This window comes from Roseibium sp. LAB1, assembly GCF_054658235.1.
On the sequence record NZ_BAAGIB010000002.1, the window covers coordinates 1084224 to 1110046 of the forward strand.

General features: G+C 60.0%; 22 protein-coding genes and 1 riboswitch. Of the genes, 18 read left to right on the top strand and 4 right to left on the bottom strand.

The window, feature by feature from the left end; translation table 11 throughout:
- Window positions 1–66: 66 nt before the first annotated feature.
- Together ACYQ54_RS14905 and ACYQ54_RS14910 are read left to right on the top strand one after the other, a co-directional pair.
- A complete protein-coding gene (locus ACYQ54_RS14905) occupies window positions 67–1065 on the top strand; it encodes a bifunctional riboflavin kinase/FAD synthetase (RefSeq protein WP_460083581.1) in 999 nt (332 codons plus the stop codon).
- Between the two features lie 248 nt (window positions 1066–1313).
- Window positions 1314–2249: a DMT family transporter gene (locus ACYQ54_RS14910; protein ID WP_460083582.1), complete on the top strand. Its 936-nt coding sequence runs from the start codon at window positions 1314–1316 to the stop codon at window positions 2247–2249.
- Here the strand turns inward: ACYQ54_RS14910 and ACYQ54_RS14915 are convergent.
- Entirely contained in the window at window positions 2241–3524 is a 1284-nt protein-coding gene (locus ACYQ54_RS14915; RefSeq protein ID WP_460083584.1) for a glycosyltransferase family 87 protein, read from the bottom strand. The two genes, ACYQ54_RS14910 and ACYQ54_RS14915, sit on opposite strands and share 9 nt — an antisense overlap.
- Window positions 3525–3904: 380 nt before the next feature.
- Between ACYQ54_RS14915 and ileS the strand changes: the two genes are divergently transcribed.
- The 5 genes from ileS (at window position 3905) to ACYQ54_RS14940 (ending at window position 11210) form a co-directional block, all read left to right on the top strand.
- On the top strand, window positions 3905–6865 hold the full coding sequence (ileS, locus tag ACYQ54_RS14920) for an isoleucine--tRNA ligase (protein WP_460083586.1): 2961 nt from the start codon (window positions 3905–3907) through the stop codon (window positions 6863–6865).
- Between the two features lie 21 nt (window positions 6866–6886).
- Window positions 6887–7420, top strand: a complete 534-nt coding sequence (gene lspA / locus ACYQ54_RS14925) for a signal peptidase II (protein WP_460083588.1) — start codon at window positions 6887–6889, stop codon at window positions 7418–7420.
- An 80-nt stretch (window positions 7421–7500) separates the two neighbouring features.
- Entirely contained in the window at window positions 7501–8208 is a 708-nt protein-coding gene (locus tag ACYQ54_RS14930; RefSeq protein WP_460083590.1) for a hypothetical protein, read from the top strand.
- A gap of 270 nt (window positions 8209–8478) precedes the next feature.
- On the top strand, window positions 8479–9879 hold the full coding sequence (locus ACYQ54_RS14935) for a M16 family metallopeptidase (RefSeq protein WP_460084823.1): 1401 nt from the start codon (window positions 8479–8481) through the stop codon (window positions 9877–9879).
- Window positions 9880–9881: 2 nt separating this feature from the next.
- Entirely contained in the window at window positions 9882–11210 is a 1329-nt protein-coding gene (locus tag ACYQ54_RS14940; RefSeq protein ID WP_460083591.1) for a M16 family metallopeptidase, read from the top strand.
- Window positions 11211–11622: 412 nt separating this feature from the next.
- Here ACYQ54_RS14940 and ACYQ54_RS14945 read toward each other — a convergent pair whose 3' ends face one another.
- Entirely contained in the window at window positions 11623–13182 is a 1560-nt protein-coding gene (locus ACYQ54_RS14945) for an EAL domain-containing protein (protein ID WP_460083593.1), read from the bottom strand.
- 355 nt (window positions 13183–13537) lie between these two features.
- On the opposite strand from ACYQ54_RS14945, the gene ACYQ54_RS14950 reads away from it, so the two are divergent.
- The 7 genes from ACYQ54_RS14950 (at window position 13538) to ACYQ54_RS14980 (ending at window position 20597) form a co-directional block, all read left to right on the top strand.
- On the top strand, window positions 13538–14329 hold the full coding sequence (locus tag ACYQ54_RS14950) for a hypothetical protein (RefSeq protein WP_460083595.1): 792 nt from the start codon (window positions 13538–13540) through the stop codon (window positions 14327–14329).
- 215 nt (window positions 14330–14544) lie between these two features.
- Window positions 14545–16035, top strand: coding sequence for a sigma-54-dependent transcriptional regulator (locus tag ACYQ54_RS14955; protein WP_460083597.1), 1491 nt, complete (start codon window positions 14545–14547; stop codon window positions 16033–16035).
- Window positions 16036–16219: 184 nt separating this feature from the next.
- Window positions 16220–16795, top strand: coding sequence for a hypothetical protein (locus ACYQ54_RS14960; protein ID WP_460083599.1), 576 nt, complete (start codon window positions 16220–16222; stop codon window positions 16793–16795).
- Window positions 16796–17075: 280 nt separating this feature from the next.
- Window positions 17076–17363 carry a co-chaperone GroES gene (groES, locus tag ACYQ54_RS14965; RefSeq protein WP_006935644.1) on the top strand — a complete coding sequence of 96 codons (288 nt, stop codon included), beginning with the start codon at window positions 17076–17078 and terminating at the stop codon, window positions 17361–17363.
- Window positions 17364–17420: 57 nt separating this feature from the next.
- A complete protein-coding gene (gene groL / locus ACYQ54_RS14970) occupies window positions 17421–19061 on the top strand; it encodes a chaperonin GroEL (protein WP_460083601.1) in 1641 nt (546 codons plus the stop codon).
- Between the two features lie 555 nt (window positions 19062–19616).
- Window positions 19617–20291, top strand: a complete 675-nt coding sequence (locus tag ACYQ54_RS14975; RefSeq protein ID WP_460083603.1) for a YceI family protein — start codon at window positions 19617–19619, stop codon at window positions 20289–20291.
- A gap of 102 nt (window positions 20292–20393) precedes the next feature.
- Window positions 20394–20597 carry a hypothetical protein gene (locus tag ACYQ54_RS14980; protein ID WP_460083605.1) on the top strand — a complete coding sequence of 68 codons (204 nt, stop codon included), beginning with the start codon at window positions 20394–20396 and terminating at the stop codon, window positions 20595–20597.
- 17 nt (window positions 20598–20614) lie between these two features.
- Here the strand turns inward: ACYQ54_RS14980 and ACYQ54_RS14985 are convergent, their stop codons facing one another.
- Window positions 20615–21319 (bottom strand): glutathione S-transferase N-terminal domain-containing protein, encoded by a 705-nt coding sequence (locus tag ACYQ54_RS14985; RefSeq protein WP_460083606.1) that lies wholly within the window; start codon window positions 21317–21319, stop codon window positions 20615–20617.
- A 195-nt stretch (window positions 21320–21514) separates the two neighbouring features.
- On the opposite strand from ACYQ54_RS14985, the gene ACYQ54_RS14990 reads away from it, so the two are divergent.
- The 4 genes from ACYQ54_RS14990 (at window position 21515) to ACYQ54_RS15005 (ending at window position 24836) form a co-directional block, all read left to right on the top strand.
- A complete protein-coding gene (locus ACYQ54_RS14990; protein WP_460075131.1) occupies window positions 21515–21727 on the top strand; it encodes a SlyX family protein in 213 nt (70 codons plus the stop codon).
- A gap of 144 nt (window positions 21728–21871) precedes the next feature.
- Entirely contained in the window at window positions 21872–22885 is a 1014-nt protein-coding gene (locus ACYQ54_RS14995; RefSeq protein ID WP_460083608.1) for an efflux RND transporter periplasmic adaptor subunit, read from the top strand.
- Window positions 22885–24120, top strand: a complete 1236-nt coding sequence (locus ACYQ54_RS15000; RefSeq protein WP_460083610.1) for an ABC transporter permease — start codon at window positions 22885–22887, stop codon at window positions 24118–24120. Before ACYQ54_RS14995 ends, ACYQ54_RS15000 begins: the two co-directional genes overlap by 1 nt.
- Complete coding sequence (locus ACYQ54_RS15005; RefSeq protein WP_460083612.1) at window positions 24117–24836, top strand: ABC transporter ATP-binding protein; 720 nt, start codon at window positions 24117–24119, stop codon at window positions 24834–24836. Before ACYQ54_RS15000 ends, ACYQ54_RS15005 begins: the two co-directional genes overlap by 4 nt.
- Before the next feature lie 65 nt (window positions 24837–24901).
- Here ACYQ54_RS15005 and ACYQ54_RS15010 read toward each other — a convergent pair whose 3' ends face one another.
- Window positions 24902–25591 (bottom strand): YoaK family protein, encoded by a 690-nt coding sequence (locus ACYQ54_RS15010; protein WP_460083614.1) that lies wholly within the window; start codon window positions 25589–25591, stop codon window positions 24902–24904.
- Window positions 25592–25689: 98 nt separating this feature from the next.
- A riboswitch (SAM-I-IV-variant riboswitch) is annotated at window positions 25690–25814 on the top strand.
- Window positions 25815–25823 lie beyond the last annotated feature (9 nt).

A 25823-nucleotide genomic window follows, 5' to 3' on the forward strand; every position in this document is an offset into this window, starting at 1 on the left:
GTGTTCCTGCAGGACGGTCCGGCACATCGGGCCGTTCCACCGTATCGTTGCGCGAAGGTTTGCCGCATGAGCTCCACTGATCCCTCCAGCTTTCCGGTTATCGAAAGTCTGGATGCCTTTCCGGCGGACCTGAAAGGCGGCATCGTCGCCATTGGCAACTTCGATGGCGTTCACAGGGGGCATCGGGCTGTTCTTGAAGCCGCTCTCGGCCTTGGTCACGGGACCCATCATCCCGTTTATGCCATGAGCTTCGAGCCCCATCCGCGCACGGTCTTCAATCCCTCCAAGCCTGTTTTCCGTCTCACACCGCCACAGCAGAAGATCGACATGCTGCGCCTGTGCGGCCTCGATGGCGCACTTATCCTGCCTTTCAACAAGGAGTTTGCCGGCATTGAGGCAAACGCCTTCGTCCAGGACATTCTGATCGACACACTCGGCATCTCCCATGCGGTCACCGGATATGATTTCCATTTCGGCCGGGCCAGACAGGGCACGCCCGACTATTTGCGTGCAGCCGGTGCCGATCACGGTTTCGGCGTGACCATCGTGCAGCGCGAGGAAGACGAAGGCGCCGAAGTCATTTCCTCCACCCGTATTCGCGACAGCCTGTCACGGGGGGACATTTCCCAGGCGAACGGCCTGTTGGGGTACCGCTGGTTTTTCGATGCGGACGTGCGTCACGGCGACAAGCGCGGCCGCGATCTCGGCTATCCGACGGCCAATCTGAGCCTGTCAGAGGACTGCCCGCTGAAGCAGGGCATCTATGCGGTCAAGGTCCGTGTGGACGGAGCCTGGCACGACGGTGTCGCCAGCTACGGACGCCGCCCCACCTTCGACAATGGCGCCGCCCTGTTCGAAGTGTTTCTGTTCGATTTCACCGGCGACCTCTACGGCAAGACGCTGCGGGTGCACCTGGTGTCCTATCTGCGGGGTGAGGAAAAGTTCGAGACGGTCGAGGCTTTGATCGCGCAGATGGACCGGGACAGCGAAGAGGCCCGCGCTGCGCTGGGTTCGATGCAACCACTTTCCGAACTCGATATGAAGCTGCTCGACCTTTCCGCCTGAACGGCCGGAAAAATAATTTTCCGATATCTGACTAACTTGCTGTTTCCCGGCTTGCCCGCGGTGGCGTTCGACTTCAAAAGGAATGAGGATCGGCAATCGTCCTGCGGCAGTCACCACAGTCCCCGTTGCCCGGCCCTTTCCCTGTTGCCGGTCCAATTCCAATGCGATTGCCCATCGCCGGAAAGCCGGCGAATTCCCTGTTCGCGTGTGGTTTTCAGACATGAAGACGCTCCGGAGGTTGCAGCACGATGAAGCGTCAGTCCAGTTCCCCGCACGCCGGGGATGTCGAACAGAACCCGCTCCTGGCGATTTTCCTGATGACCTCGGCCATGCTGCTGCTGCCGGTCATGGACATTACCGCCAAGTACCTCTCGGCGGAGCTGGCGACGCTTGAAGTCACCTTCGGCCGCTTCTTCTTCCAGCTTCTGATCAGTCTCGCCATTGCATTGTTCACCGGCCGGATCATGCGTCTCAAGGGCAAGCAACCGGTCGTGAACTATCTGCGTGGCATCCTTCTGGGCACGGCGTCGCTCTGTTTCTTCACCGCGGTAAAATACATGACGGTTGCCACCGCGATCTCGATCTTTTTTGTCGAGCCGATGGTGCTTACCATCCTGGCAGCGGTGCTTTTGAAGGAACAGGTTGGTCCCCGCCGGATCGGCGCCATTCTGGTCGGTCTCCTGGGTGCCATCATCGTGCTTCGTCCGACACTGGCCGAAATCGGTCTGGTCAGCCTGCTTCCCGTGGCAACTGCTGTCCTGTTTTCCTTCTATCTGTTGCTCAACAGGCTCTATCCCGTTCGGGACGATCTTCTGACCATCCAGTTCAGTGCGGGCCTGTCGGGATCTCTGCTGCTTGGAATCGGGCTTGTCATCGGATATCTGACCGGAATCGAAGGCATGGAATTCGTGATGCCGAATGCATCCCAATCAGGGTTGCTGGCATTGATCGGCCTGATTTCCTTCGCCGGCCATGGTCTTGTCGTTTCCGCCTTTCAACGCGGAAACGCCAGCTTGCTGGCACCATTGCAATATATCGAGATCGTCAGCGCAACGCTGTTCGGCTATCTGGTCTTCGCCAATTTTCCGGACGGGCCGACCTGGCTCGGGATTGCCTTGATCATCTCCAGCGGGCTTTACATCACCCACCGGGAGCGCAAGCTGAGACAGGCTGCGTCAGGCTGAACCGGCGATCGCGCCGTTGAGACGGCCACGTTCCGGATCCACGACAGCCGTTTGCAGTCTGCGCAGTCCCAGCCAGACAAGCATCACCGGCAGAACGGGCGCGATCGGCAAACCCAGCCAGATGGCGAACGGGCTGGTGGATGCCGACAGGCCGATGACGACGAAAAGCGCGACTTTTTCATACGGCAGGAAACCGTTTCTGAGCCCCTCACGGATCAGGAAAGCACACGGAATGATGATCAGGGTCAGATCGTAGGAAAGCGCAAAGGGCGTGACCAGCAAGGCGCCGCCGACCAGAACCGGAGCCCGCACCGCCATGACGTCGGTCCGGCGCCAGACCCGCCAGACGCAGGCGGCAGCACCAAGGGCAACGACCGCCTGAACCGCCATCGCCGGCAGGTGAGCAAGCCCGAGCACCCTGCCCGCGCCGTAGACCGAGATCATCTTGCCCCATTCCACACCGCCGAGTTCCATCATGGCGGAGGCAACCGGCGCCTGCACCCAGAACGCCTGCCAGACACCGACGCCGAGCACCGCCGCACTGAAGGCAGCAAACGCCAGCGTCGTGACGGACGCGCTGAGGAAGGTTCGCCAGTTGAGGCTGGCAACAAGTGCCACGGGAATCAGGATGCCCAACTGGGGCTTGATGGTCAGCAGCCCCAGCGCAACACCCGCCCAGATCAATTGCCGTCGTTCGATCCCCACCAGGACGAAGCCGTAGAGCGCCGCGGTCAATGCCGCGTTTTGTCCGTGAAAGGCATTGTTGGCGCAGGCCGGAATGAGGATCAGACAGGCGGCCAGCAGCCAATTGCCTGCAATCAGGCGGCAAGCCAGGCACAAGAGCCCCGTCGTCAATCCGATAAAGACGGCAAAGGCGATCTTGTAGGGCAGGAGCGCAAAAGGCATCTGCAGCATCTGGAAGGTCGGCGGATAGAAGAAACCGAAAACGGTATCGGATCCGGTGAACTGCTGCTGGAGTGCGGAGAACGCAGCCGGATTGTAAGCCACGTCCGGGGTTCCGGTGAGCGCCTGGCCACCTGCGAGCCAGAAGCTCAGGTAATCCATCAGCAGGGTACCGTTGGGCGCGCCATACGTGTTCGGCATGACCAGCATCCACACAAGACCCAGCGCGAAACCGATTGCCGAACACAGGCAGGCAAAGCCGATCCGGTCCCAGCTGAGCCAGTCGCCGGTCACCGCGCCGCGGGACCAGAGACTTGCCTGATGAGCCTTCCCTGGGGAAACCTGCGCCGATTGTTTCATTTCAGTGGCCATGTTCTGCCGGTCTATCCGTCACTTGCCCGTGTAAATGCGGGCCTATCCATGACGCAAAGACATTCATATTCGGTTACCCGGAGCCAATTTTGGACCATCGCGCAGTTACAGGGCGGACAAACAACACAGGATTTGCCGGAACATCTTTATTCATCGCCGAAGTGCTGCTATGTCCCTTGCCATGCAACACAAGGCTCTCATAGTCGTCGCCAGACCGACGACCGCGATTACGCGAATTACTTGCCCGGCCTTCGGCTGACGCGGCAATGCGGCGCCAGGGACCGGGACTTCCTGTATTCATGTTGCTGCCCGAAACGGGACGGCAATCATCCTGACAAATGACGCGGGCCAGGTGCCCGAACGACCGGATCGACGTGACGATGACCGAGACAGATAAACGCGACTATTCCGAAACGCTGAACCTGCCGCAGACCGAATTCCCGATGCGCGCCGGACTTCCCAAGAAGGAGCCGGAAATCCTGGCCCGCTGGGAACAGATGGACGTCTACAAAAAGCTGCGCGAACAAGGCAAGGGCCGTAAGAAGTTCGTGCTGCATGACGGCCCTCCCTATGCCAACGGCAACATCCACATCGGCCACGCTTTGAACAAGACGCTGAAGGACATCGTCACCCGCTCCATGCAGATGACGGGGTTCGAGAGCAACTACGTGCCGGGCTGGGACTGCCATGGCCTGCCGATCGAGTGGAAGATCGAGGAACAGTATCGCGCCAAGGGCAAGAACAAGGACGAGGTGCCGATCAACGAATTCCGCCGCGAGTGCCGCGAATTTGCCGAACACTGGATCGACGTTCAACGCAAGGAATTCAAGCGTCTCGGCATCGAGGGCGACTGGGACAATCCCTATCTGACGATGCGCTTCGAAAGCGAAGCCATCATCGCGCGGGAACTGATGAAGTTCGCCACGTCCGGCCAGCTTTATCGCGGTTCCAAACCGGTAATGTGGTCGGTTGTCGAAAAGACGGCGCTTGCCGAAGCCGAGATCGAGTATCAGGACTACCAGTCCGACATGATCTGGGTGAAATTCCCGATCGAAAGCGCCGGCGGACGCGATGAAGCAGCCGTCGAGGAACTGCTCGACGCAGCCGTCGTCATCTGGACGACCACCCCCTGGACCATCCCGGGCAACCGCGCCATCAGCTATTCGTCGCGTATCGATTACAGCCTTTATGAGGTTACGCAGGACGGACTGCCGGACGACAACTGGGTCCAGAAGGGCGACAAGCTGCTCCTGGCCGATGCGCTTGCCGGCGAAGTGTTCAAGAACGCCCGCATCACCGATTTCGCACGCGTGCGGGCCGTCAGCAACGACGAGCTGGAAACACTGACCTGTGCCCACCCGCTGGCCGGTCTCGACCTCGGCGGCTACGATTTCGACGTGCCGCTGCTGGACGGCGACCATGTCACCGACGATGCGGGTACGGGCTTCGTGCACACCGCACCGGGCCACGGCACGGACGACTTTGAAATCTGGATGACCAAACGGGCAGACCTGGAAGCGCGCGGCATCAACACCGCCATCCCGTTCACCGTTGCCGATGACGGCTTTTACACCAAGGATGCGCCGGGCTTCGAAGGTTGCGAGGTCATCACGCACAAGGGTGAAAAGGGCAAGGCCAACAAGGCTGTCATCGAGAAACTGAAGGAAAGCGGCAACCTGATCGGTCTCGGCCGGCTGAAGCATTCCTATCCGCATTCCTGGCGCTCCAAGAAACCGGTGATCTTCCGCAACACGCCGCAATGGTTCGTCTATATGGACAAGCAGCTTTCCGGCGAAGGCGACACGCTGCGCACCCGCGCGCTGACCGCCATCGACGAGACGCGCTTCGTGCCGGGTGCCGGCCAGAAGCGTCTGCGGTCGATGATCGAAAACCGGCCGGACTGGGTGCTGTCGCGTCAGCGCGCCTGGGGTGTTCCGATCACCGTGTTCATTCACAAGGAAAGCTCGGAAGTCCTGAAGGACGAAGCCGTCAACAAGCGCATCTTCGATGCCTTTGTCGCAGAAGGCGCGGACGCCTGGTTTGCGGATGGCGCCAAGGAACGGTTCCTGGGCAACGACTACAAGGCCGACGAATGGGATATGGTCACGGACATTCTGGATGTCTGGTTTGACAGTGGTTCCACCCATGCCTTCGTGCTGGAACAGCGTGAAGACCTTGCGCCCAAGCGCAAGACCGATGGCGGCCAGGATTACGTCCTTTATCTGGAAGGCTCCGACCAGCATCGCGGCTGGTTCCATTCCTCGCTTCTGGAAAGCTGTGGCACACGTGGCCATGCGCCCTATGACGCCGTACTGACCCATGGCTTCACCATGGCCGAAGACGGCCGCAAGATGTCGAAGTCGCTTGGGAACCAGGTGTTCCCGCAAGACGTCATCAAGCAGTATGGTGCCGACATCCTGCGCCTGTGGGTGGCGTCTACCGACTATTGGGAAGACCAGCGCCTCGGGCCGGAGATCATCAAGACCAGCGTCGACAGCTATCGCAAGCTGCGCAACACGCTGCGCTGGATGCTGGGATCACTTGCCCATGCCACCGGTGAAGAAGTCGCTCTTGCCGACATGCCGGAGCTGGAACGGCTGATGCTGCACCGGCTTTCCGAACTCGACAAGATGATCCGCGAGGCCTACTGGGAGTTCGACTACAAGAAGGTCTTCCACCAGCTGTTCACCTTCATGACGGTGGAACTGTCGGCCTTCTATTTCGACATCCGCAAGGACGCTCTTTACTGCGACGCGGCCTCGTCGGTGCGCCGCAAGGCTTCCCTCTTCGTGATCGACAAGCTGTTCGATTGTCTGGTCACCTGGCTGGCGCCGATGATGCCATTCACCATGGACGAGAGCTGGACCTCCCGCTATGGCGAGGAAGCCTGTGTTCACCTGGAACAGTTTCCGACTGTCCCGGCCGAGTGGCGCGACGATGCCCTGGCCGCGAAATGGGCGAAGATCAAGACGGTGCGCCGCGTGGTCACCGGTGCGCTGGAAATCGAACGCCGTGAAAAGCGCATCGGTTCTTCACTGGAAGCTCACCCGGTTGTGCATGTGACCGATCCGGATCTCATGGAAGCGCTCAAGGGCAAGGACATGGCCGATATCGCCATCACCAGCCAGCTGACGCTCAGCAGTGAACCGGCACCCGAAGGGGCATTCACGCTCAGCGACACCAAGGGCGTCGCAGTCGTGCCCGGCCTTGCCGACGGCACCAAATGCGCCCGCTCCTGGAAGATCCTGCCGGAAGTCGGCACCGACCCGGAGTATCCGGACGTGACCCTTCGCGATGCGGCCGCCCTGCGGGAATGGGACGCAGCTCATGCCGCGGCCTGAGCGGCAAGGCTGTAGATCGAGATGACACCGCAGGAGACTTCTTCCCCAACCCCGAAACGGCCCCTTGTGTGGGGCCGTTTCAGCGCATTTGTGCTGCTGGTCGCCCTGATCGGTGTCGTCATCGACCAGGGCACCAAACTCTGGCTGCTGCACGGGTTCAATCTCGCGTGGAACGGGCCGGTCGACCTGCTGCCCGTTGTGGAGATCGTGCTGGTCTGGAACCGGGGCATTTCCTATGGCCTGTTCCAGCAGAACAGCGATCTGGGACGCTGGCTTCTGGCAGGCGTGACGATTGCCGTCACCATCGGCCTGTGGGTCTGGTCTGCGCGTTGCCAGTCACGCCTCTTGGCGCTTGCATTGGCACTCGTCATCGGCGGGGCGATCGGAAACGGCATCGACAGACTGGCCTATGGCGCTGTGGTTGACTTCGTTCATTTCCACGTCGGCACGTTCTCCTGGTACGTGTTCAACCTGGCGGATGTGTGGATCGTTGCGGGCGTCGCCGGTCTCCTGTATGACAGTTTTCGAAATGGTCCTAATTCAGCCGCAAAATAATGGTTTAGGCTGGACTTAACGACTGATCGCGGGCGGAGTGCTGCCGGCTGTTTTTTATGAGAAATCGAGGGGTCTGCGCAGTGCGGACGTTAGTTGGGTTTGTAAAGAATTCTGCAGTTCTGGTGCTTCTGGCCGGATTGGCCGCCTGCCAGGCAGCGGATGGCACGAGCCAGGCACCGGATGTCGCCCTTGTCGACACCGTGATGAAAGGCCTTGGCGCTGTCGATCCGAACGCAAAGCAGATCGAGTACAAGCCGCGCGCCCCGCTGGCCATGCCCGCGCAGCCGACCAACCTTCCCGAGCCGGAAACCAATGTGGCCGGTGTGAATGCCGAGAACTGGCCCAAGCAGCGTGAAAACGAGCAGCTGACCGAGCTGAAGCAGCTTTATGCAAGTTCCGGCAAGACCGGCAGCATGAACAGCGAACCGCTGACGCCGGAACAGATGCGCGGCTTCAGGATCACCGGTGTGACCGGCCAGAATCGCGATCTGGACGCGGAGCGCCGCTTCAACGAGGTAACCGAGGGCGGCAAGCTGACCCGTGAAGAGCAGCGTGCCGAATGGGAACGCCTGCAGCAGCTGCGGTCCCAGCAGGCCGGTATCGAGCAGAACGGCCTGTCTGCCCGCCGCTATCTGACCGACCCGCCCACCGGTTACAGCACGCCGTCGCCGGATGCACCGATGCCGGAAGTCGTGAAGAAAAAGCGCAAGCCGACCAATTACGACGAATACGATTCCAAGCCGCTTGATCCGCGTTGCCTGGAAGGCGACCAGACCTTCTGTAACTGACCGTCCAGTGACAGGGCTTCAAGGCCCCGACAGCAGATGACAAAATTGTAACGGGACCTCCGGACCGCACCTCCTATATGGAGGAGAGCACCGGAGGTCTTTTTTGTTGGCCACCCCAAGATTGTCCGGCTTTGCACTTTTCCTGCCCCTTGCGGGAGCGCATGCTGTTCGAAAGATCAAAAACGGGAGTTGCACGTGAACCCATCCCCCTCGAAGCACGCCATGATGTCGCCCGTCCGGCGGTTGAAGCGCTCCATCGGCCTCGTGCTGATGCCCGCGCTCCTGCTTGGTGGCGGTACGGCCCTCGTTCCGGGAACGGCATTTTCGGCGCCGGCTACCGCCGGAAACCTGATGATTGCGCCGAACCTTGAAAGCTTCACGCTGGACAACGGATTGCAGGTGGTGGTCATCCCGGATCGCCGGGCACCGGTGGTCACCCACATGATCTGGTACAAGGTCGGCTCTGCCGACGAACCGGAAGGCCAGTCAGGCGTTGCACACTTTCTTGAACACCTGATGTTCAAGGGTACGCACGCCCATCCCAATGGCGAATTCTCAAAGATGGTTGCCGATCGGGGTGGCCAGGAAAACGCCTTCACCAGTACCGACTACACCGCCTATTTCCAGAAGGTCGCCAAGCAGCACCTGCCGCTGATGATGGCGCTGGAAGCCGACCGCATGGAAAATCTTGTGCTGAGCGACGAGGTGGTGACACCTGAGCGCGACGTGGTTCTGGAAGAACGGCGGATGCGGGTCGACAGCGAGCCAGGCTCCCGGTTGCAGGAGGCGCTCAATTCCATCACGTTCGTCAACCATCCATATGGCTCACCCGTTATCGGCTGGCAGAGTGAAATCGAAGCTCTCAACAAGGAAGCGGCGATTGCCTTCTACGACCGGTTCTACACTCCCAACAACGCGGTGGTGGTGATCGCCGGTGATGTGGACGTCGACGCGGTTCGCAAGCTTGCGCAGGAAACCTATGGCAAGGTTGCCCGGCGCGCCGAACCGGGTGAACGTCTCCGCCCGGCCGAACCACCGCTTGCGGGAGAAAGACGCATTGCCGTTTCCGATCCGCGCGTGCGCCAGGAGTCGCTGTCGCAGACATGGATCGTGCCGAGCCAGACGACGGGTGAAGGCCGCACGCCCGAGGCGCTGGACATCCTGTCCTACATTCTCGGCGAAGGCCCCTCCAGCCGCCTGCACAAGGCACTGGTCCTCGATCAGGAAGCCGCCCTGAGCGCCGGGGCCTACTACCAGGGCAGTGCTCTCAACGACGGCCGCTTCGGCGTCTACGCCGTCCCGCGCCCCGGCTACACGCTGGACGACATGGAGCGGCTCATTGCCGTCGAGATCCAGAAACTGCTCGAAACCGGTGTCACCGAAGAGGAAGTCAAACGTGCCCGGGACAGCATGGTTGCCAGTGCTATCTACGCGCAGGACAGCCAGTCTGGGCTGGCACGCCTTTTTGGCGGTGCGCTGACCACCGGACAGACAATTGCGGACGTGCAGACCTGGCCGTCCCAGGTGCAGGAAGTCACACCTGAAGACGTCCTGGATGCCGCCCGCACGTATCTTGCCGGCCTGCCGGTGATCGGTGAGTTGCGTATGGAACCGCCTGTCGTGCCAGATGCCGCCCAATCCGACGCGCCCCAGATGAAGGACAAATCCTGATCATGGCCCAGATCCTTTTCTCCATGCGCGGCCCGGTCTCCGCACTCGCCCTGTCGCTTGTCGCCCTGTTCGGCCTGGTCAGGCTGGCACAGGCTGTCGAGATCCAGGAAGTCACCAGCCCGAAGGGCATTACGGCCTGGCTGGTGGAAGACCACACCGTGCCCATTATCGCGCTCGACTTCTCTTTCGACGGCGGCTCCGCCCAGGATCCTGCCGGCAAGGAAGGACTGACGCGCCTACTTGCAGCCACGCTTGACGAAGGCGCCGGCGAACTGGATTCCGAGACCTTTCAGGCCAAGCTGGAAGAGCTCGCGATCAGCATCAATTTCAGCACCGGCAAGGACCGGTTCTACGGCAGCTTGCGCACGTTGACTCCCACCCTTGATGAGGCGGGCGATCTCCTTGCACTGGCCGTCAACTCGCCGCGCTTCGACGACGCACCGGTGGAGCGGATGAAAGCCCAACTGTCGCAACGGGCAAGACGCAACGAAAGCGATCCGGATGCGATCGCCGGAAGGTCCCTCGCAGACGCGATGTTCGGCGATCACCCCTACGCCCGGCCGACACTCGGAACTGCCGAGAGCCTGACCGGCCTGACCGCGGACGACCTTGCAAGCCAGCAACAAAAGCTTCTTGCCCGAAAAGGGCTGATCATCGGTGTTGTCGGTGCAATCGACGCGGAAACCCTTGCCGGGGTTCTCGACAAGGTGTTTGCCCCGCTGCCGGAGGAAGGCCAACTGGTCGAGATTGCAGATTTCGAACCGGATTTCGGCACGGAAGTGACCCAGCAACTGGCGGTTCCGCAAACCACGATCCTGCTCGGCCTGCCGGGCCTGACCCGCGACGACCCGGACTATCAGGCCGCCTATGTGATGAACCATATTCTGGGTGGCGGGACCTTCACGTCCTGGATGTATGAGGAAGTGCGTGAGAAGCGCGGGCTATCCTATGGAGCCGGCACGTCGCTATCGCCCTACGCCCACACTGGCCTTCTGATCGGCAACGCGGCAACCAAGGCAGACCGGGCGGACGAGACAGTGAAGATCATGCTGGAACAGATCAGGCGCATGGCCGAGACAGGACCGAGCGAAGACGAATTGCAGTCCGCCAAACAGTATCTGACTGGCTCCTACCCCTTGCGCTTCGACAGTTCGGGCAAGATTGCCCGGCAGCTGGTGGCGCTGCAGAATGCCGGTCTGGGGATCGACTATTTCGACCGCCGCAACAGCGAGATCGAAGCCATCACCCTGAAAGACGTTCAGCGAGTAGCCCAAAGGCTGCTGGCCGACAAGACACCAACCATCGTCACCGTCGGTCCGAAGCAGGGATAATCCCGCGCTTCACACATTGACTTGACCGCAAACGCCCCGGCCTCAAACCGGGGCGTTTCCCGTTTGGGTGCCACTGGCGCGTGCCGGGCTCGGAACTGGGGTCGGTCTTTTGTGGCGCTTGCAGGCACCCCTTCAAGGCTGACAGGCATCGTGCACGGGATTGTCACGATTGAAGCCCAATCGCTTCAGAATGCCGACATGAGAGCGTTCCCGGATCGGCGCTACGCTTGTTCGGGCTGACGCTGAAGTCCTTGCTGGTCGGCAACGGTATGGGGCTGATCTGGAAGCTCTTTGGTGGTCTGCTCATGTCACACCGCGTCAGCGCATGATCGAAGACGACTGCGACGGTTCACCGACGTTCAGTTATCGGGACTATTTTCGTTCTGAGAATGATCAGACGCCGACGCTCCGGTCAGCCTGCAGCGGACCGTCGCGGACCGGGAGCCGGTGCGCCCTGCAGAACCTCCGCACGCACAGGGCGCGGTGGTGAGAACAGGTTGCCCTGGGCAAGCTTGACGTCATAGTCCAGCAGCTCCAGCACCTGCGATTCCGTTTCGACGTGATCGGTGATCAGCTGCATGCCATAGCGGTGAAGCAGATCGCCGAAATCGGACGGATGGATATGCCCGTGCTTGGCTTCGCGGCGTCCGATGAGATAGTCCGCATGCAGCTTGCCGTATTTGAACCCGCGCCCGGCCAGAGAATTGAAATCCATCTTCATGTCGGCAATCTGGTCGACGGAGAAGCGGAACCCTGCTTCGAACAGTGAACTCAGGCTTTCCAGCTCCATCGCCCCCATCTGGGCGACATCCTCCTGGGAGAATTCGAACACCAGTACATCCGCCAGATCCTGGTTCGCCTTCACGAATTCCAGGAAACCCGGGAAGAAGGTTTCGTCGACAAGCGACTGCGTCGAGATATTGCAAAACAGGATGGCGTTGCGATTGCGAGAGGTGAGACGGCGCACGACCTGGATGGAGCGGAACAGCAACAGATTGTCGATCCGGGCAATCTGGCCGGACAGGACCGCTTCCGGCAGAAATACCGAGGCTTCGATCAGGTTGCCGCCGTTGTCCCGCAGCCGCGTGAAGGCTTCGTAGTATTTCACCTGGCGCTGCGGCAGCGTCACGATCGGTTGCAGGTGCAGCTCCACCCGATTGGCGTTGAGTGCAGATGTGATCAGCTCACGCATGACCATGTTCGGCTTCGGCCTGTCTGCAGCACGTTCGGGAAGATGCGGTTCCGGGTCGTCCGGCAATTCAAATGCGTAGTCCTGCTGCTGATGAACCGGTTGCTCACCTGCATGAAGGTGGCCAGGTTCATCGCCGCGGCGCGGTGCATGCACTCCATAGCGGCGGTCGAACTCGCTCATGTCCGTGCGCGGCGCGACCGGCGGGGCGTAAGGCTTTTGCGAGCCGGTGCCTGTTTCCTGTGCCTGAGCATATGGCGAAGGGGCTTGCTGCGGGCGCTGGGGTGCCTGGGAAGGCTGCTGAACCGGAGGCCAGTTCTGCGGTGCCTGAAAGGATGGACGGCGTTCGTCCTGATAGGCTTGCTGCGGCGGCTGATAGCGCGGCAGGCTGGGCATCTGTGGCGGCGGCGCGATGGCCTGCTGGTCCTCTACCCGCGCCTCCAGATCGGACATGGCCTCGGCCATCTGCTTGACCAGGGTGCCCAGAACTTCAACTTCGGCAAAAAGCGGATCGATTTCGGCGCGGGTCCGGCGCGGCATGGTGTGCTCCATGCCCGTAAGCCTGCCTTCAAGATTGCCGACATCCTCGTCCAGATCCGCCATGCGCTCTTCAAGACGGTCAACCGCCTCGCTCACGGCTCCACGGTCGCGGGCACGCCCGATCAGCAAATGGATCAGGATCATCGTGCACATGAGCGCGAGCGACAGGGAAACAGCTTCGCCAAACGGACGACCGAACTGGAAGATCAGAACTGTCGCTGACGACAGCGCGATCACGGCCATGCAAACTGCTACGAATATGGTCCCTGTCCGCCCCATGGTGTTCGAAAGTTCCAACGCGAATCAAAAATTACTGGTTAATCATGCCTTAAGAACCATGCGCGACCGAATCCACAACCGCTTTGCGGCATGGAATCCGTGACTTGTCCCCGACTATGGTTGATGTGTCAGGGAATTTTGGCGTTTTGCGGTCCTCACGCTACGTCCACAGTGTCGCAAACGGCCGAAAGCCACAAGGCCGGGACGTTGACCTCCCCTTGACCTTTTGACCGTTGCATTCGGCAATAGTTCGTCTAAAGTTACGTTAGGGAACCTGCGTTGTGACGGATCTGTAAATACGCCTTTCAAGGGGGCTGACATGCATGCAGCCGAACAAACAACTTATCGGGCGCCGCGTGAGAGTGCACCGGACAAGAAGACAGGTCTGCCATCGCAGGACCGCCCTACGCCGGACGCTCACCCATCCCTAAAGACCGCAGAACTTACCACGGGCGGCAATGCCACCGATCAAGTGCGGTGCGAGGAACAGATTAAAGCTGCCCTCATCAACACACTGAAAAGCTCCGAATTCCAGTCCGCGCCTCAGCTTCAGGCCTTCCTGGGGTTTGTCGTGCATGCCACGTTGAACAAGCAGCAGGAAAAAATCAAAGGCTATACGATCGCCGTCGAAGCTCTCGGACGGCCAGAGGACTTCAACCCGGTGACGGACCCGATCGTGCGCGTGGAGGCAGCCAGGCTGCGGCGCCGGCTCGAGAAATACTACGCCGGTTCCGGGGCCGATGATCCTGTGCGCATCACTATTCCGAAGGGTAGCTACGCACCCGAGTTTCATCCGGTGCAAGCCGGTGCGCTACCGGATTGTTCCGCGGACCTTGTGGTCCGGGACATGCCTGGCAGAACCCCAGCCCCTGAAGCAACAACGTATCCTGACCTGGAAACGGGTGAAGTACCGTATCCCGTGCACAGCTACCATGTGGAGCAATCTCCCGCGCCTCTCCTGCGCGCCGGAAAGTCCGCCCGGAACCGAACCCCTCCAGTTGCGCTCTTCGACGACCTGCGCGGAACATTGGCCAAACCCGTTGCGCCGCGGCTGGTCCTCGCCCTGTGCCTGACGTGTTTTCTTGCGGGTTATCTCATCGCCAGCCTTTAACGCCTGACCTCCGGTTCGACAGCCGGGATTGCCGGCACACACTGCACAACCTGGAATATTTTGCTTATTTCAGCCCTTTTCTGTGCCGAAGCCGAAGATCGTCCACAAATTGCGTCTTCTGACAACGCTTTGTTTACCCTGTTCGGAGAATTATCAAATTAACGAATCTTTCGATATTCGAATGACACGTATCCAGCGATGGGAGTTACCCAGCAATGGGGAGTAATGAGGGCAAAGAGCTGCCTGTTATAGTACGCGTACTTGACGCAACGGCCTCTGAGGCTGCCCGCACGTCTGCGGTTTGTGCCAAACTGTCTCACGCCTGCACGGACCCCATTCTGTACACGGAATCCTCATCCTGCCTGCAAGACCTTGCGGACAAGACCACCGACATCCTGATCATCGATCTGGAAACCATTGGTGGCGACGAAGCCCTGGAAGCCTACGCGGTCCGCTGTCCCAAGGCAGTCATCATCGCGGTTTCCGCCAAGGGGTCCGTCTCCCGCGCCGTCAGCGCCATGCGCGCCGGTGCTCATGATTTCCTGACCAAACCCTTCTCCCTGGACGCGCTTGCTTCCAAGATCTCCTTCCAGTTGAAACAGCGCCGGCCCGTCCAGCAGCAAGCACCCGCAGCCTCCCAGAACGTGCAACCTTCCGTTTCGTCGCAGGAGCTTTCCGTGCCTCCGGTCCGGATGGCTTCCGTCAGAACGCAATCCTCCGGGATGAACCGGCTTGTAGGCAACTCTGCCCAGATGCGCGACATTCACGACCAGATCGGTCGCATGGCGCCGTCGCAGGCTCCGGTCTTCATCACAGGTGAATCGGGAACGGGCAAGGAACTGTGCGCCACGGCGGTGCACGACCTGTCCGAACGCCGCTCCAACCGCTTCGTGACGCTGAATTGCGCCGCCATTCCGCGGGACCTGATCGAAAGTGAGATCTTCGGATATGTCCGCGGCGCCTTTACCGGTGCAGCCGACAACCGGGTGGGCGCAGCCGAACAGGCCGACGGCGGCACGCTGTTCCTGGACGAGATCGGCGAGATGGACCTTCTGCTGCAGAGCAAGCTGCTGCGCTTCCTGCAGACGGGCACCTTTCAGCGCCTGGGTGATACACATACCCGCAAGGTGGACGCGCGCATCATCTGCGCCACCAACCGGAATCCGGTTCAGGAAATTTCCGCCGGCCGCTTCCGCGAGGACCTTTACTACCGCCTGCACGTACTGCCGATCCATCTTCCGCCGCTCAGGGAGCGCCGGGACGATATCCTGCCGCTGGCCGAAACCTTCCTCGAACGCTATTCGGCGGAAGAGCGGCGCGGTTTCAGAGGGTTCGACGCAGACGCAGAAGCCCGGATCGTTTCCTATTCATGGCCGGGCAATGTTCGCCAACTGGAAAACACAATCCGGCAAATCGTGGTCATGAACGACGGTGCAGCGGTCACCTATGACATGCTGCCGCTGGTCATCCGCGACCAGAGCAGCCGCCCGGGGACCTTGATCGACCTGTCCCGCGAGCGGTCCCGCGCAGCCCCGCCAAGCCGGCCGTTCGGTACCATCGAGCCGCTCTGGGCTCAGGAACGGCGCATCATCGAAGATGCTCTTGATGCGTTCGATGGCAATATCGCCATGGCCGCCGCTGCTCTCGAGATCAGTCCTTCGACCATCTACCGCAAGCGCCAGTCCTGGATGGCCCGCAGCATGTGAGCAAGGAGGCCGGCGATGCGTTCACCGCAATCCGGTTTTCTTCTTTCGCGGATAACGTGCAGAGCCCCGTGAAAACCGGCGTTTACCGCGCCGCACACATTGTCTTGTTTAATCGGACAAGTCGGTCTATATCGGCAAAATCGCTGAAAACGACAAGATTTAAAGGCGTGCGGGGATAATGATGATGCTGGTGGGAAGTCGTGCTTCGAGGCAGATGCTGTCTGCTGTTCTGATCGCAACCGGAATGTCTGCAGGGCTGATGTCCGCGCAGGCGCAATCCCCCACCAGTCCTCCGGAAGCTTTCCAGAACGCGCTTGCCGCCCTTGATGAGGCATGGACTGCAGCCGGGCTTTCCTTCACGGTCGCGACCTTCTCTTCCAGTCCCGGCACCGGCTACGGTCAATATACACCGCGCAGCGATGCCGTCTTTGCAGATGGCGAGGCTCTTACTGTCTATGCGGAACCGGTCGGTTACGCCTTTCAGGAATCCGATGGCGGTTTTGCCTATGAGTTGACGGCGGACTACAAGCTGCTGACCAAGTCCGGCCAGGTGCTGGCGGAACAGGAAAACTTTGCGACCTTCGCCGGCAGCGGCCGCTCCAAGCAGCGGGAATTGTCCGCCGCCCTCACCTTCCAGTTCAGCGGCCTGCCGGCCGGTGACTATCAGCTGGAAACCAGTTTTTCGGACAAGGTCGGCGGGGAAACCAGTGCCTTCACGCTGCCGTTCAGCGTCACCGGAAACACCTCCGGCGCAAACTGAGCAATCAGCGCGGCCGGGACGCCGGCTGTGCCTTGAAACCGCCGTTTTGGGAGCCGATGACTTCGGCTTGGGCGGTTCCGCCCCGATTGCGATTAAATTATCGTCACAAAGCATTGACAAGCTGACCACAGCTACATAAATCCATGGCGCTGTTAGCACTCGCTGTTAAGGAGTGCTAATTGGTGACGGGAGGCAATTTCCTTCCGTGCAACGAAACCCAATGTTCATGTCTCGCGCGCTGCCTATTGCGTGGGGCGCGCCCATGAGAGGAAACAGTGTTATGGCATTTCGTCCACTGCACGACCGTGTCGTCGTTCGCCGCGTAGATTCTGAAGCAAAGACTGCTGGCGGCATTATCATTCCGGACACCGCTAAGGAAAAGCCTCAGGAAGGCGAAATCATCGCCATCGGCACCGGCGCCCGCAAGGACAACGGCGAGATCGTACCGCTCGACGTCAAGGCTGGCGACCGCGTTCTGTTCGGCAAGTGGTCCGGCACCGAAGTCAAGATCGACGGTGAAGACCTCCTGATCATGAAGGAATCCGACATCATGGGCGTGATCGCGTAACCACTCGCGAACCGCTTCTGATCTCAATTCAAATTCCAAAATAAGTGAGACGACCACATGTCTTCTAAAGAAGTAAAATTCGGTTCCGACGCTCGCGAGCGCATGCTGCGCGGCGTGGACACTCTCGCAAATGCCGTCAAGGTAACCCTCGGCCCGAAAGGCCGTAACGTCGTTCTCGACAAGTCCTTCGGCGCACCGCGCATCACCAAGGACGGTGTCTCGGTTGCCAAGGAAATCGAACTGGAAGACAAGTTCGAAAACATGGGCGCCCAGATGGTGCGCGAAGTGGCTTCCAAGACCAACGACATCGCTGGCGACGGTACCACCACCGCAACCGTTCTGGCCCAGTCCATCGTCAAGGAAGGCGCCAAGGCTGTTGCAGCCGGCATGAACCCGATGGACCTGAAGCGCGGCGTCGATCTCGCTGCTGCTGAAGCCGTCAAGGCTCTGACCGCTGCCTCCAAGACCATCACCACTTCCGCTGAAGTGGCACAGGTCGGCACGATCTCCGCTAACGGCGACGAGCAGGTCGGCAAGGACATTGCCGAAGCGATGCAGAAAGTCGGCAACGAAGGCGTGATCACCGTCGAGGAAGCAAAGTCCCTCGAAACGGAACTCGAAGTCGTTGAAGGCATGCAGTTCGACCGCGGCTACCTGTCTCCTTACTTCGTCACCAACGCTGACAAGATGATGGCTGACCTGGAAAAGCCGTACATCCTGCTGCACGAAAAGAAGCTCTCCAACCTGCAGGCCATGCTGCCGATCCTGGAAGCTGTTGTTCAGTCTTCCCGTCCGCTGCTGATCATTGCTGAAGACGTCGAAGGCGAAGCACTCGCTACCCTCGTCGTCAACAAGCTGCGTGGCGGCCTGAAGATTGCTGCCGTCAAGGCTCCGGGCTTCGGCGACCGCCGCAAGGCCATGCTGGAAGACATCGCGATCCTGACCGGCGGTACCGTGATCTCCGAAGATCTCGGCATCAAGCTTGAGAACGTGACCCTCGACATGCTCGGCACCGCCGAGAAGGTGTCCATCACCAAGGAAAACACCACCATCGTTGACGGTGCTGGTTCCAAGGACGACATCAACGGCCGCGTTTCCCAGATCAAGGCTCAGATCGAAGAAACCACTTCCGATTACGACCGTGAGAAGCTCCAGGAGCGTCTTGCTAAGCTTGCAGGCGGCGTTGCCGTGATCCGCGTTGGCGGTGCGACCGAAATCGAAGTGAAAGAGAAAAAAGACCGCGTCGACGACGCTCTGAACGCAACCCGCGCTGCCGTTGAAGAAGGCATCGTCCCGGGTGGCGGTACCGCTCTCCTGCGTGCCAAGAAGGCCGTTGAAGGCCTGAAGTCTGACAACGCAGACATCGCAGCCGGTATCAAGATCGTCCTGCGCGCTCTGGAAGCTCCGATCCGTCAGATCGCTGAAAACGCTGGTGTCGAAGGCTCCATCGTTGTTGGCAAGATCCAGGAAAACGACGATCCGTCCTTCGGCTTCAACGCTCAGACCGAACAGTTCGTCAACATGATCGAAGCTGGCATCATCGACCCGACCAAGGTTGTCCGTACTGCTCTGCAGGACGCAGCTTCCGTCGCTGGTCTGCTGATCACCACCGAAGCCATGGTTGCCGAACTGCCGAAGAAAGACGCTCCGGCAATGCCGGGTGGCGACATGGGCGGTATGGGCGGCATGGGCTTCTAAGAAGCCCAAAGCTCAAAAGCTTTATCGAAAGGGCGGTCTTCGGACCGCCCTTTTTGTTTGCCGCCCATCATTTAGGTTTGTGCCGCGATGCGGCACGGGGAGCGGCATGGACATCCAAGAAGCCCAAAGCTCAAAAGCTTTATCGAAAGGGCGGTCTTCGGACCGCCTTTTTTGTTTGCCGCCCATCATTTAGGTTTGTGCCGCGGTGCGGCACGGGGAGCGGCATGGACATCCAAGAAGCCCAAAGCTCAAAAGCTTTATCGAAAGGTCCCTCTTTGGACCGCCCTTTTTGTTTGCCGCCCATCATTTGAGTTTGCACCGCTGTTCGGCAACCATGGCTTCGGTAGGGGATCCATGATCCAAATCTCTTTCCCTTCCCGGCGAGAAGCCATGAACGCAACTTGACAACATACCAACTGGTCGGTACGTTAACTAGGCTTGGTTCTGAACGGTTGATCCTTCGGAATGAGCTCACCAGCAACACACCAACCGCCGCACCTGAATTCGAACCGGGATACACACGGCTTCAGATCGCCGGACAACAAAGGAACCACCATGCCGCAGTCACCGGGACTTTGTCTTCTCTCCGCGTTTTCCGTTGCTGCATTGATGCTGCTGCCGTCACTTGCCGCGAATGCGGGAGACACCGCGGCGGACCTCCCGGCGGGCAGCTACAAGATCGACAAATACCATTCCACGCTCACTTTCAGGGCAGATCACCTCGGGTTTTCATTCTACAGCGCGTCATTTGCAGACTTTGATGCCACTCTGGAAATCGACCCGGCTGATCCGGTGAATGCCAGCCTGAGCGTCAACATCAACCCGGCGTCGCTGCACCTGACTGCAACTCCACCGGATGGCTTCCGTGACATGTTGCTTGGTCCCGATTGGCTGGATGCGGCTGCCCATCCGAAGATCACCTATCGCTCGACTGACATTGACCTGACCGGGGATGACACCGCTGTCGTAACAGGCAACCTGACATTCCGGGGAGAAACACGACCTGTCGAACTCAACGTGCGCTTCAACGGAGGTTATCCGGGTCTGGCCGTTTACGATCCGCAGGCGCGGATCGGGTTTTCCGCAACGGCTACGCTGAAGAGGTCCGATTTCGGCATGTCCTACGGCCTGCCACCTGAAGGTTCCAATCTCGGGGTTGGCGATGAGGTCGATTTGCTCATCGAAACAGAGTTCAACGGGCCCCCGCTGAAGGACGCCGAAGGGCAGTGATCCGGCTGCTCCATGTCCGACGTCCGAAAGCGTCCGGGACGCTTTTCGGAACCGAAGTGGTCTTCGCCGGTTTTCCTTAAGAACAGGAACATGGAGAGACCAATGGCACAGGGTATGAGACAGACAGCTTCAGAACCATATGAAACCACGGATCACCTTAACAGGACCATCGCTCAGGAGGCGCTGACCGACCAGGAGCTGGAATCCCAGGTTCCCCCGGTTTCCAGATACGGTACGGTCTGGCGGGTCGCAGCAGTGATTATCCTGTTGCTTGCCCTGTTGACCTCGGTCGTCTTCCTGGCTTGAGGGACTGTCGCTGAAACCTAGTCGCGCGAAGGAATGTCGACTGCCTTGCGGCTTGCGGGACGGCTCATGCAGGTGTCGACCCAGCGGACGACATTTGTGAAAGACGCGAAGCCGGTCACTTCACCGGCTTCATAGAACCCGTTGATGTTTCGCGCCCAGGGCCAACAGGCCATGTCGGCGATGGTGTAGTCGTTCCCTATAATGAATTCCCGCCCCTCCAACTGCCGGTCCAGAACGCCGAGCAGGCGTCTGGTTTCATCCCGGTACCGCTCGAACGGACGGCGGTCTTCGTATTCCCGGCCAGCGAACTTGTGAAAAAAGCCGAGCTGTCCTGCCATCGGGCCGAAGCCCCCCATCTGCCACATCAGCCATTGGAGCGTTTCGGCGCGCTTTGCCGGGTCTTTCGGCAGAAATTTGCCGGACTTTTCCGCCAGATAAATCAGTATCGCCCCCGATTCCCACAATGGCAGCGGCTCGCCTCCAGGGCCGAGCGGATCGATCATTGCCGGGATCTTGTTGTTCGGATTGAGCGACAGGAATTCCGGGCTCAACTGGTCATCGCTGCCAAAATCGACCAGATGCGGTTCATAAGGCAGGCCCGTTTCCTCCAGCATGGCGGAGACCTTGATGCCATTGGGCGTTGGCAGCGAGTAAAGCTGGATGCGGTCGGGATGCGTCGCTGGCCATTTGCGGGAGATCTCGAAGTCGGACAGGTCTGTCATGCGGCACTCTCTGGTTTGATGGATCCCGGTCCTTGTCAGGATTACGTATAGATATATGCACAGGCGTGCCGGCTGCAAACCCGCTGCGTACCAATGATGGGAGTTGGTGTTTCGCCGCTCCCGCAATATACCTGCGTCGACAGACACCGGGCGCGTCGCAAACGAAACAGCGCCCAGAAGACGCAGGAGACGCCAATGGCCGACGACAAGGAAGCCCGGATCGAGAAGCTCGAGATCGACCTCGCCCATGCGCTCAACACCATCGACGAACTCAACACCGTCGTTTTCAATCAGGGACGCCAGCTCGACCGGCTGAACCGGCTCGTCACCAACATGACGGATCAGGTCACCGAGCTGATGGAAAATGTTCTGCCTGGTCATCAGATCGAAAAACCGCCGCATTACTGATTGCCTGGGAAGACTTGACTAAACCCTGGAGCGCAGGAAACCGGATCGGCAACACCTTCGCACGCAAGTTTTCACATTTGATCCAGACCATGGCATTGCGCCACCGAGACGCTATTGTGGCGGCAGATCCGGCAAGGGTGTACGATGCGTTTTTTGAAACTCCTGATTTTTCTTCTGCTGATCGCCGGGACCGTCACCGGCTGGTTCTGGTGGTCGCAAAGACCGCCTGAAGTTCAGACAGTGAGCCCCACCACCGGCAGGGCGGCGGAAGTGGTCTATGCCACGGCTGTCGTCGAACCCGTGCGATGGGCCAAGGTCACCAGCATCATCCGGGAGCGGATCGTTTCGCTGTGCGGCTGCGAGGGCGACCATGTGACAAAGGGCGACAAGCTGGCGGAGCTCGACAGCGGCGACGCCCGTGCGACACTCGCCGAGCTGGAAGCGCGCCAGGAACTGGCCCAGTCCGACAAGGCGCGTGCCTTGCAGCTGCTGGAACGCCGGGTCGTCAGCCAGCAGGTCTACGACAAGGCCCAGAACGAACTGATCCGCATCAATGCCATAACCGCGGCTCAGAAAGAGCGTCTGCGCGACTATGTCATCGTGGCCCCCATGGACGGAATGGTGCTGCGTGCGGACGGATCGGTCGGAGAAGTTGCCGAACCCGGTGAAATCCTGTTCTGGATTGGCCAGCCGTCTCCCCTTCAACTGGTGGCGGAAGTCAACGAAGAGGATATTCCCAAGGTCGCCAAGGGCCACACGGCCCTGATCCGCGCGGATGCCTTTCCAGACAAGGAACTGACAGCGAAAGTCGCCAGCATCACCCCGAAAGGCGACCCGGTGCTGAAGAACTACCGGGTCTACCTCGACCTGCCCGAAGACACGCCGCTGCGCATCGGCATGACAGCCGAGATCAATATTGTCACTGCCGAGAAAGAGGATGCGCTGCTGCTGCCGACCGCGGCCTTCGACGGTTCGAAGCTGCTGACGCTGGATCGTGACAACAGGGTCGTGCCGCTGGCGATCCAAACCGGGATCAGGGGGACTCGCGCCATTGAAGTACTGACAGGTGTTACCGCCAGTACCCGGGTTGTTTTTCCCTATAACCCGGATCTCGAAGAAGGGCAGACAGTCAGACCGGTGGCCGGAGACGGCAAGTAATGCTTCTCTTGCGCATCGCTTCCACCCACATCCGCAATCGCTTGCGTCAAACCATCGTTTCGACGCTTGGGGTTGCGCTCGGCGTGGGTTTTTCGGTGGCGATGGCCAGCCTCATGGAAGGATCCCAACGCGATTTCACGGCAACGCTGATCGATGCCATTCCCCATGTGGAGATCCTGGACGAACAGCGCGCACCGGCGGAACAACCGGCCAGTGCCGTCTACGATGCCGTCACTTATCATGGCTTGAGACCGAAGGAAGACCTTCGCGGTATCCGCAACCCCACGGAAGCGCTCGCCTCGTTGCGCGACTGGGTGAACGGGTCGATGGCACAGCGTCTGAGCGGCCAGGCGGTGCTGCGCTATGCCGGACAGGACATCGGCATGACGCTGATCGGCGTGGAGCCCAAGCGCGAACTGACTGTTTCCAAGATCGGCGAGGACATGCGTCAGGGCACCTTCGAGGATCTGGACATCACATCCAACGGGCTCGTCATCGGTGACAAGGCCGCTGAACGGCTCGGCGCGGAGCTGGGAGATACTGTGACCCTGACTTCCGCAAACGGCGTCGCCAAACGCTTCAAGATCGTCGGCCTGTTCCACAGCGGCATCACCACAAGCGATGAAGGACTGGCCTATGCACCGTTGAAGGCGGTTCAGATCCTCCTGGAAAAGCCTGACGTCATCAACTCGATCGCAATCCACCTCAACTCGATCGGAGAAGCCAACGAGGTTGCCGCCCGGGCTGAGCGCCAGCTTGGCTACAAGGCGGTATCCTGGGAAGAGGCCAACGAAGGGTTGATGGAAGCCTTTTTCGTGCGCAACGTGATCATGTACACGGTCGTCGGGGCCATCCTCGTCGTTGCCGGGTTCGGCATCTTCAACATCGTCTCGACAATCGTACACGAAAAGGCACGCGACATCGCGATCCTGAAATCCCTCGGATTTCCGGAAGGCGACATTCAGCAGATCTTCGTGCTTGAAGGACTGGTGATCGGCGTTCTGGGAGCTCTCGCAGGCTCGGCCCTCGGCTTCGGCCTCTCGAGCTATCTTGCGTCCGTCAAATTCGAGTTCACCCAGGACGTGGAAATGACTCACCTGCCGATCTATTTCTCCACCCTGCACTACGTCGTTGCCTGCCTTCTCGCACTGTTTTCCTCCGGAATCGCCGGATATATTCCCGCCCGGAAGGCCGCCCGGCTCAACCCTGTCGACATCATCCGGGGCGCGACATGACCCCTGCCCCGGAACAGCAGGCCCAAGCCGACCGTGTTTTGCTGGAGGCCAGCAATCTCACCCGTATCCTGCCGGCCATCGTGCCGGTGACGCTGGTGCAGGATGTGAGCTTTCAGGTGGGCGAAGCGGAGTTCGTGGCAATTACCGGCCCGTCAGGATCCGGCAAATCCTCTCTGCTCTATCTGCTGGGCCTTCTGGACCGGCCAACGTCCGGCGAAGTCCGGATCGACGGACTTCCCACCCATGCGCTGACATCTGCCGAAATGGCGCAACTTCGTCTGGAAAAACTGGGCTTCGTCTTTCAGTTCCATTTCCTTCTGCCAGAGTTTACCGCGCTGGAAAATGTGATGATCCCGATGCAGCGGCTCGGCAAACGCAGCCCCAAGGCGCAGCTCGATCATGCAACGGGGCTTCTGGCGGCACTCGGACTGGAAGACTTCCTGCACCGCCGCCCGGAGCAACTTTCCGGTGGTCAGCGCCAGCGGGTCGCCGTTGCCCGCGCGCTTGCCAATTCGCCGGCGCTGATCCTGGCAGACGAACCGACCGGAAGTCTGGACAGCGCTTCAACCGAACAGGTGTTTGAAAGCCTGCAGGACATCGTGAAGACCGAGAAAACAACCGTTGTCGCAGTCACGCACGACCTTGAGCTTGCCGACCGGATGGACCGGCGCATCCATCTGGTCGATGGTCGCATCGACTACGACAAGCATCGCTAGGGGCATTCCCTCTCGGCCCGACGAATCAGAAACAATTTGGCCATGTAGCCAGGGTGCTACCTGCCTCAGGCGGCCTGACCCTCGCGCACCGGCTGCACCAGCGCCAGCAACATCAGCAGGGTGACAGGTATCGCAAGCGCCCAGAAGCCCATGATCGTCATCAGAAAACTTGCCAGCAGCCCTCCGGCGGCGAAGGCGGACAGCACCAGGGTCTGGTGACGGATCCGAGACCGGCTGTCTGGCCGCGTTTCGGGATGCGTAAAATAGTCGGCGATGCCAAGCACAAGCTTCAGCGTGTTGCCGGTCATGATGGTTGTCGGAACATGCCGGTTGAGCAGCGTCAGCATGATGACATTCTGAAGCGACATGGCGACGGTCGAAAACCCGATCGCCGTCAGGGTGACGGCCGAGAGCGGGCCTCCGGCGGATGGATCGCCCAGTCCTGCAACCAGCATGAAGGCAGCCACCAGCAAGGCTTCGAGCGCGAACAGATGCTTCACGGTGATCCTGTTTTTCTGCACCAGCCTCGTAACGGAAACGAACCAGAAGAGGGTGGATGCGAAGAAGACTGCCAGCACAAACACCTTCAGGGCCGCGTTTTCCGCCTGGTGAAACACCTCCGTGCACAGAACGACAAGGGTGCCGGTTATGAAGGCCGTAAACGTATGAAACAGGCCGAGGATGCAGACCACATCAATGAAGCAGGCGCAAAAGGCGAGCAGGATCGGCACGATTGGCCGACTGTGATGCAACATGGACCGGTCCAACTACACACACTCCCGAGCTAGTCCTTTCAGGAAGATGTGCCATGCACTGACGGTCTTGCCAAGGTGGAATGGACATGGCATAAGCCCGCAATCATCAAGAGAAGGGCTGGCGCCCTCGCCAACCTGCCGTTCCGGGCAAGGTGGTTTCCGCAACAGGGATGCGGCCGGTCAGACCCTCAACCGAGGCTTTCCGGCAACGAAGCGGTTAATTTGCATGCGC

Excerpts from the sequence above, each read along its gene's own strand:
- ACYQ54_RS14905 (WP_460083581.1), top strand. The coding sequence starts at position 67 with ATGAGCTCCACTGATCCCTCCAGCTTTCCGGTTATCGAAAGTCTGGAT.
- ACYQ54_RS14910 (WP_460083582.1), top strand. The coding sequence starts at position 1,314 with ATGAAGCGTCAGTCCAGTTCCCCGCACGCCGGGGATGTCGAACAGAAC.
- ACYQ54_RS14915 (WP_460083584.1), bottom strand. The coding sequence starts at position 3,524 with ATGGCCACTGAAATGAAACAATCGGCGCAGGTTTCCCCAGGGAAGGCT.
- ileS (WP_460083586.1), top strand. The coding sequence starts at position 3,905 with ATGACCGAGACAGATAAACGCGACTATTCCGAAACGCTGAACCTGCCG.
- lspA (WP_460083588.1), top strand. The coding sequence starts at position 6,887 with ATGACACCGCAGGAGACTTCTTCCCCAACCCCGAAACGGCCCCTTGTG.
- ACYQ54_RS14935 (WP_460084823.1), top strand. The coding sequence starts at position 8,479 with ATGCCCGCGCTCCTGCTTGGTGGCGGTACGGCCCTCGTTCCGGGAACG.
- ACYQ54_RS14940 (WP_460083591.1), top strand. The coding sequence starts at position 9,882 with ATGGCCCAGATCCTTTTCTCCATGCGCGGCCCGGTCTCCGCACTCGCC.
- ACYQ54_RS14945 (WP_460083593.1), bottom strand. The coding sequence starts at position 13,182 with ATGGCCGTGATCGCGCTGTCGTCAGCGACAGTTCTGATCTTCCAGTTC.
- ACYQ54_RS14950 (WP_460083595.1), top strand. The coding sequence starts at position 13,538 with ATGCATGCAGCCGAACAAACAACTTATCGGGCGCCGCGTGAGAGTGCA.
- ACYQ54_RS14955 (WP_460083597.1), top strand. The coding sequence starts at position 14,545 with ATGGGGAGTAATGAGGGCAAAGAGCTGCCTGTTATAGTACGCGTACTT.
- ACYQ54_RS14960 (WP_460083599.1), top strand. The coding sequence starts at position 16,220 with ATGCTGGTGGGAAGTCGTGCTTCGAGGCAGATGCTGTCTGCTGTTCTG.
- groES (WP_006935644.1), top strand. The coding sequence starts at position 17,076 with ATGGCATTTCGTCCACTGCACGACCGTGTCGTCGTTCGCCGCGTAGAT.
- groL (WP_460083601.1), top strand. The coding sequence starts at position 17,421 with ATGTCTTCTAAAGAAGTAAAATTCGGTTCCGACGCTCGCGAGCGCATG.
- ACYQ54_RS14975 (WP_460083603.1), top strand. The coding sequence starts at position 19,617 with ATGCCGCAGTCACCGGGACTTTGTCTTCTCTCCGCGTTTTCCGTTGCT.
- ACYQ54_RS14980 (WP_460083605.1), top strand. The coding sequence starts at position 20,394 with ATGGCACAGGGTATGAGACAGACAGCTTCAGAACCATATGAAACCACG.
- ACYQ54_RS14985 (WP_460083606.1), bottom strand. The coding sequence starts at position 21,319 with ATGACAGACCTGTCCGACTTCGAGATCTCCCGCAAATGGCCAGCGACG.
- ACYQ54_RS14990 (WP_460075131.1), top strand. The coding sequence starts at position 21,515 with ATGGCCGACGACAAGGAAGCCCGGATCGAGAAGCTCGAGATCGACCTC.
- ACYQ54_RS14995 (WP_460083608.1), top strand. The coding sequence starts at position 21,872 with ATGCGTTTTTTGAAACTCCTGATTTTTCTTCTGCTGATCGCCGGGACC.
- ACYQ54_RS15000 (WP_460083610.1), top strand. The coding sequence starts at position 22,885 with ATGCTTCTCTTGCGCATCGCTTCCACCCACATCCGCAATCGCTTGCGT.
- ACYQ54_RS15005 (WP_460083612.1), top strand. The coding sequence starts at position 24,117 with ATGACCCCTGCCCCGGAACAGCAGGCCCAAGCCGACCGTGTTTTGCTG.
- ACYQ54_RS15010 (WP_460083614.1), bottom strand. The coding sequence starts at position 25,591 with ATGTTGCATCACAGTCGGCCAATCGTGCCGATCCTGCTCGCCTTTTGC.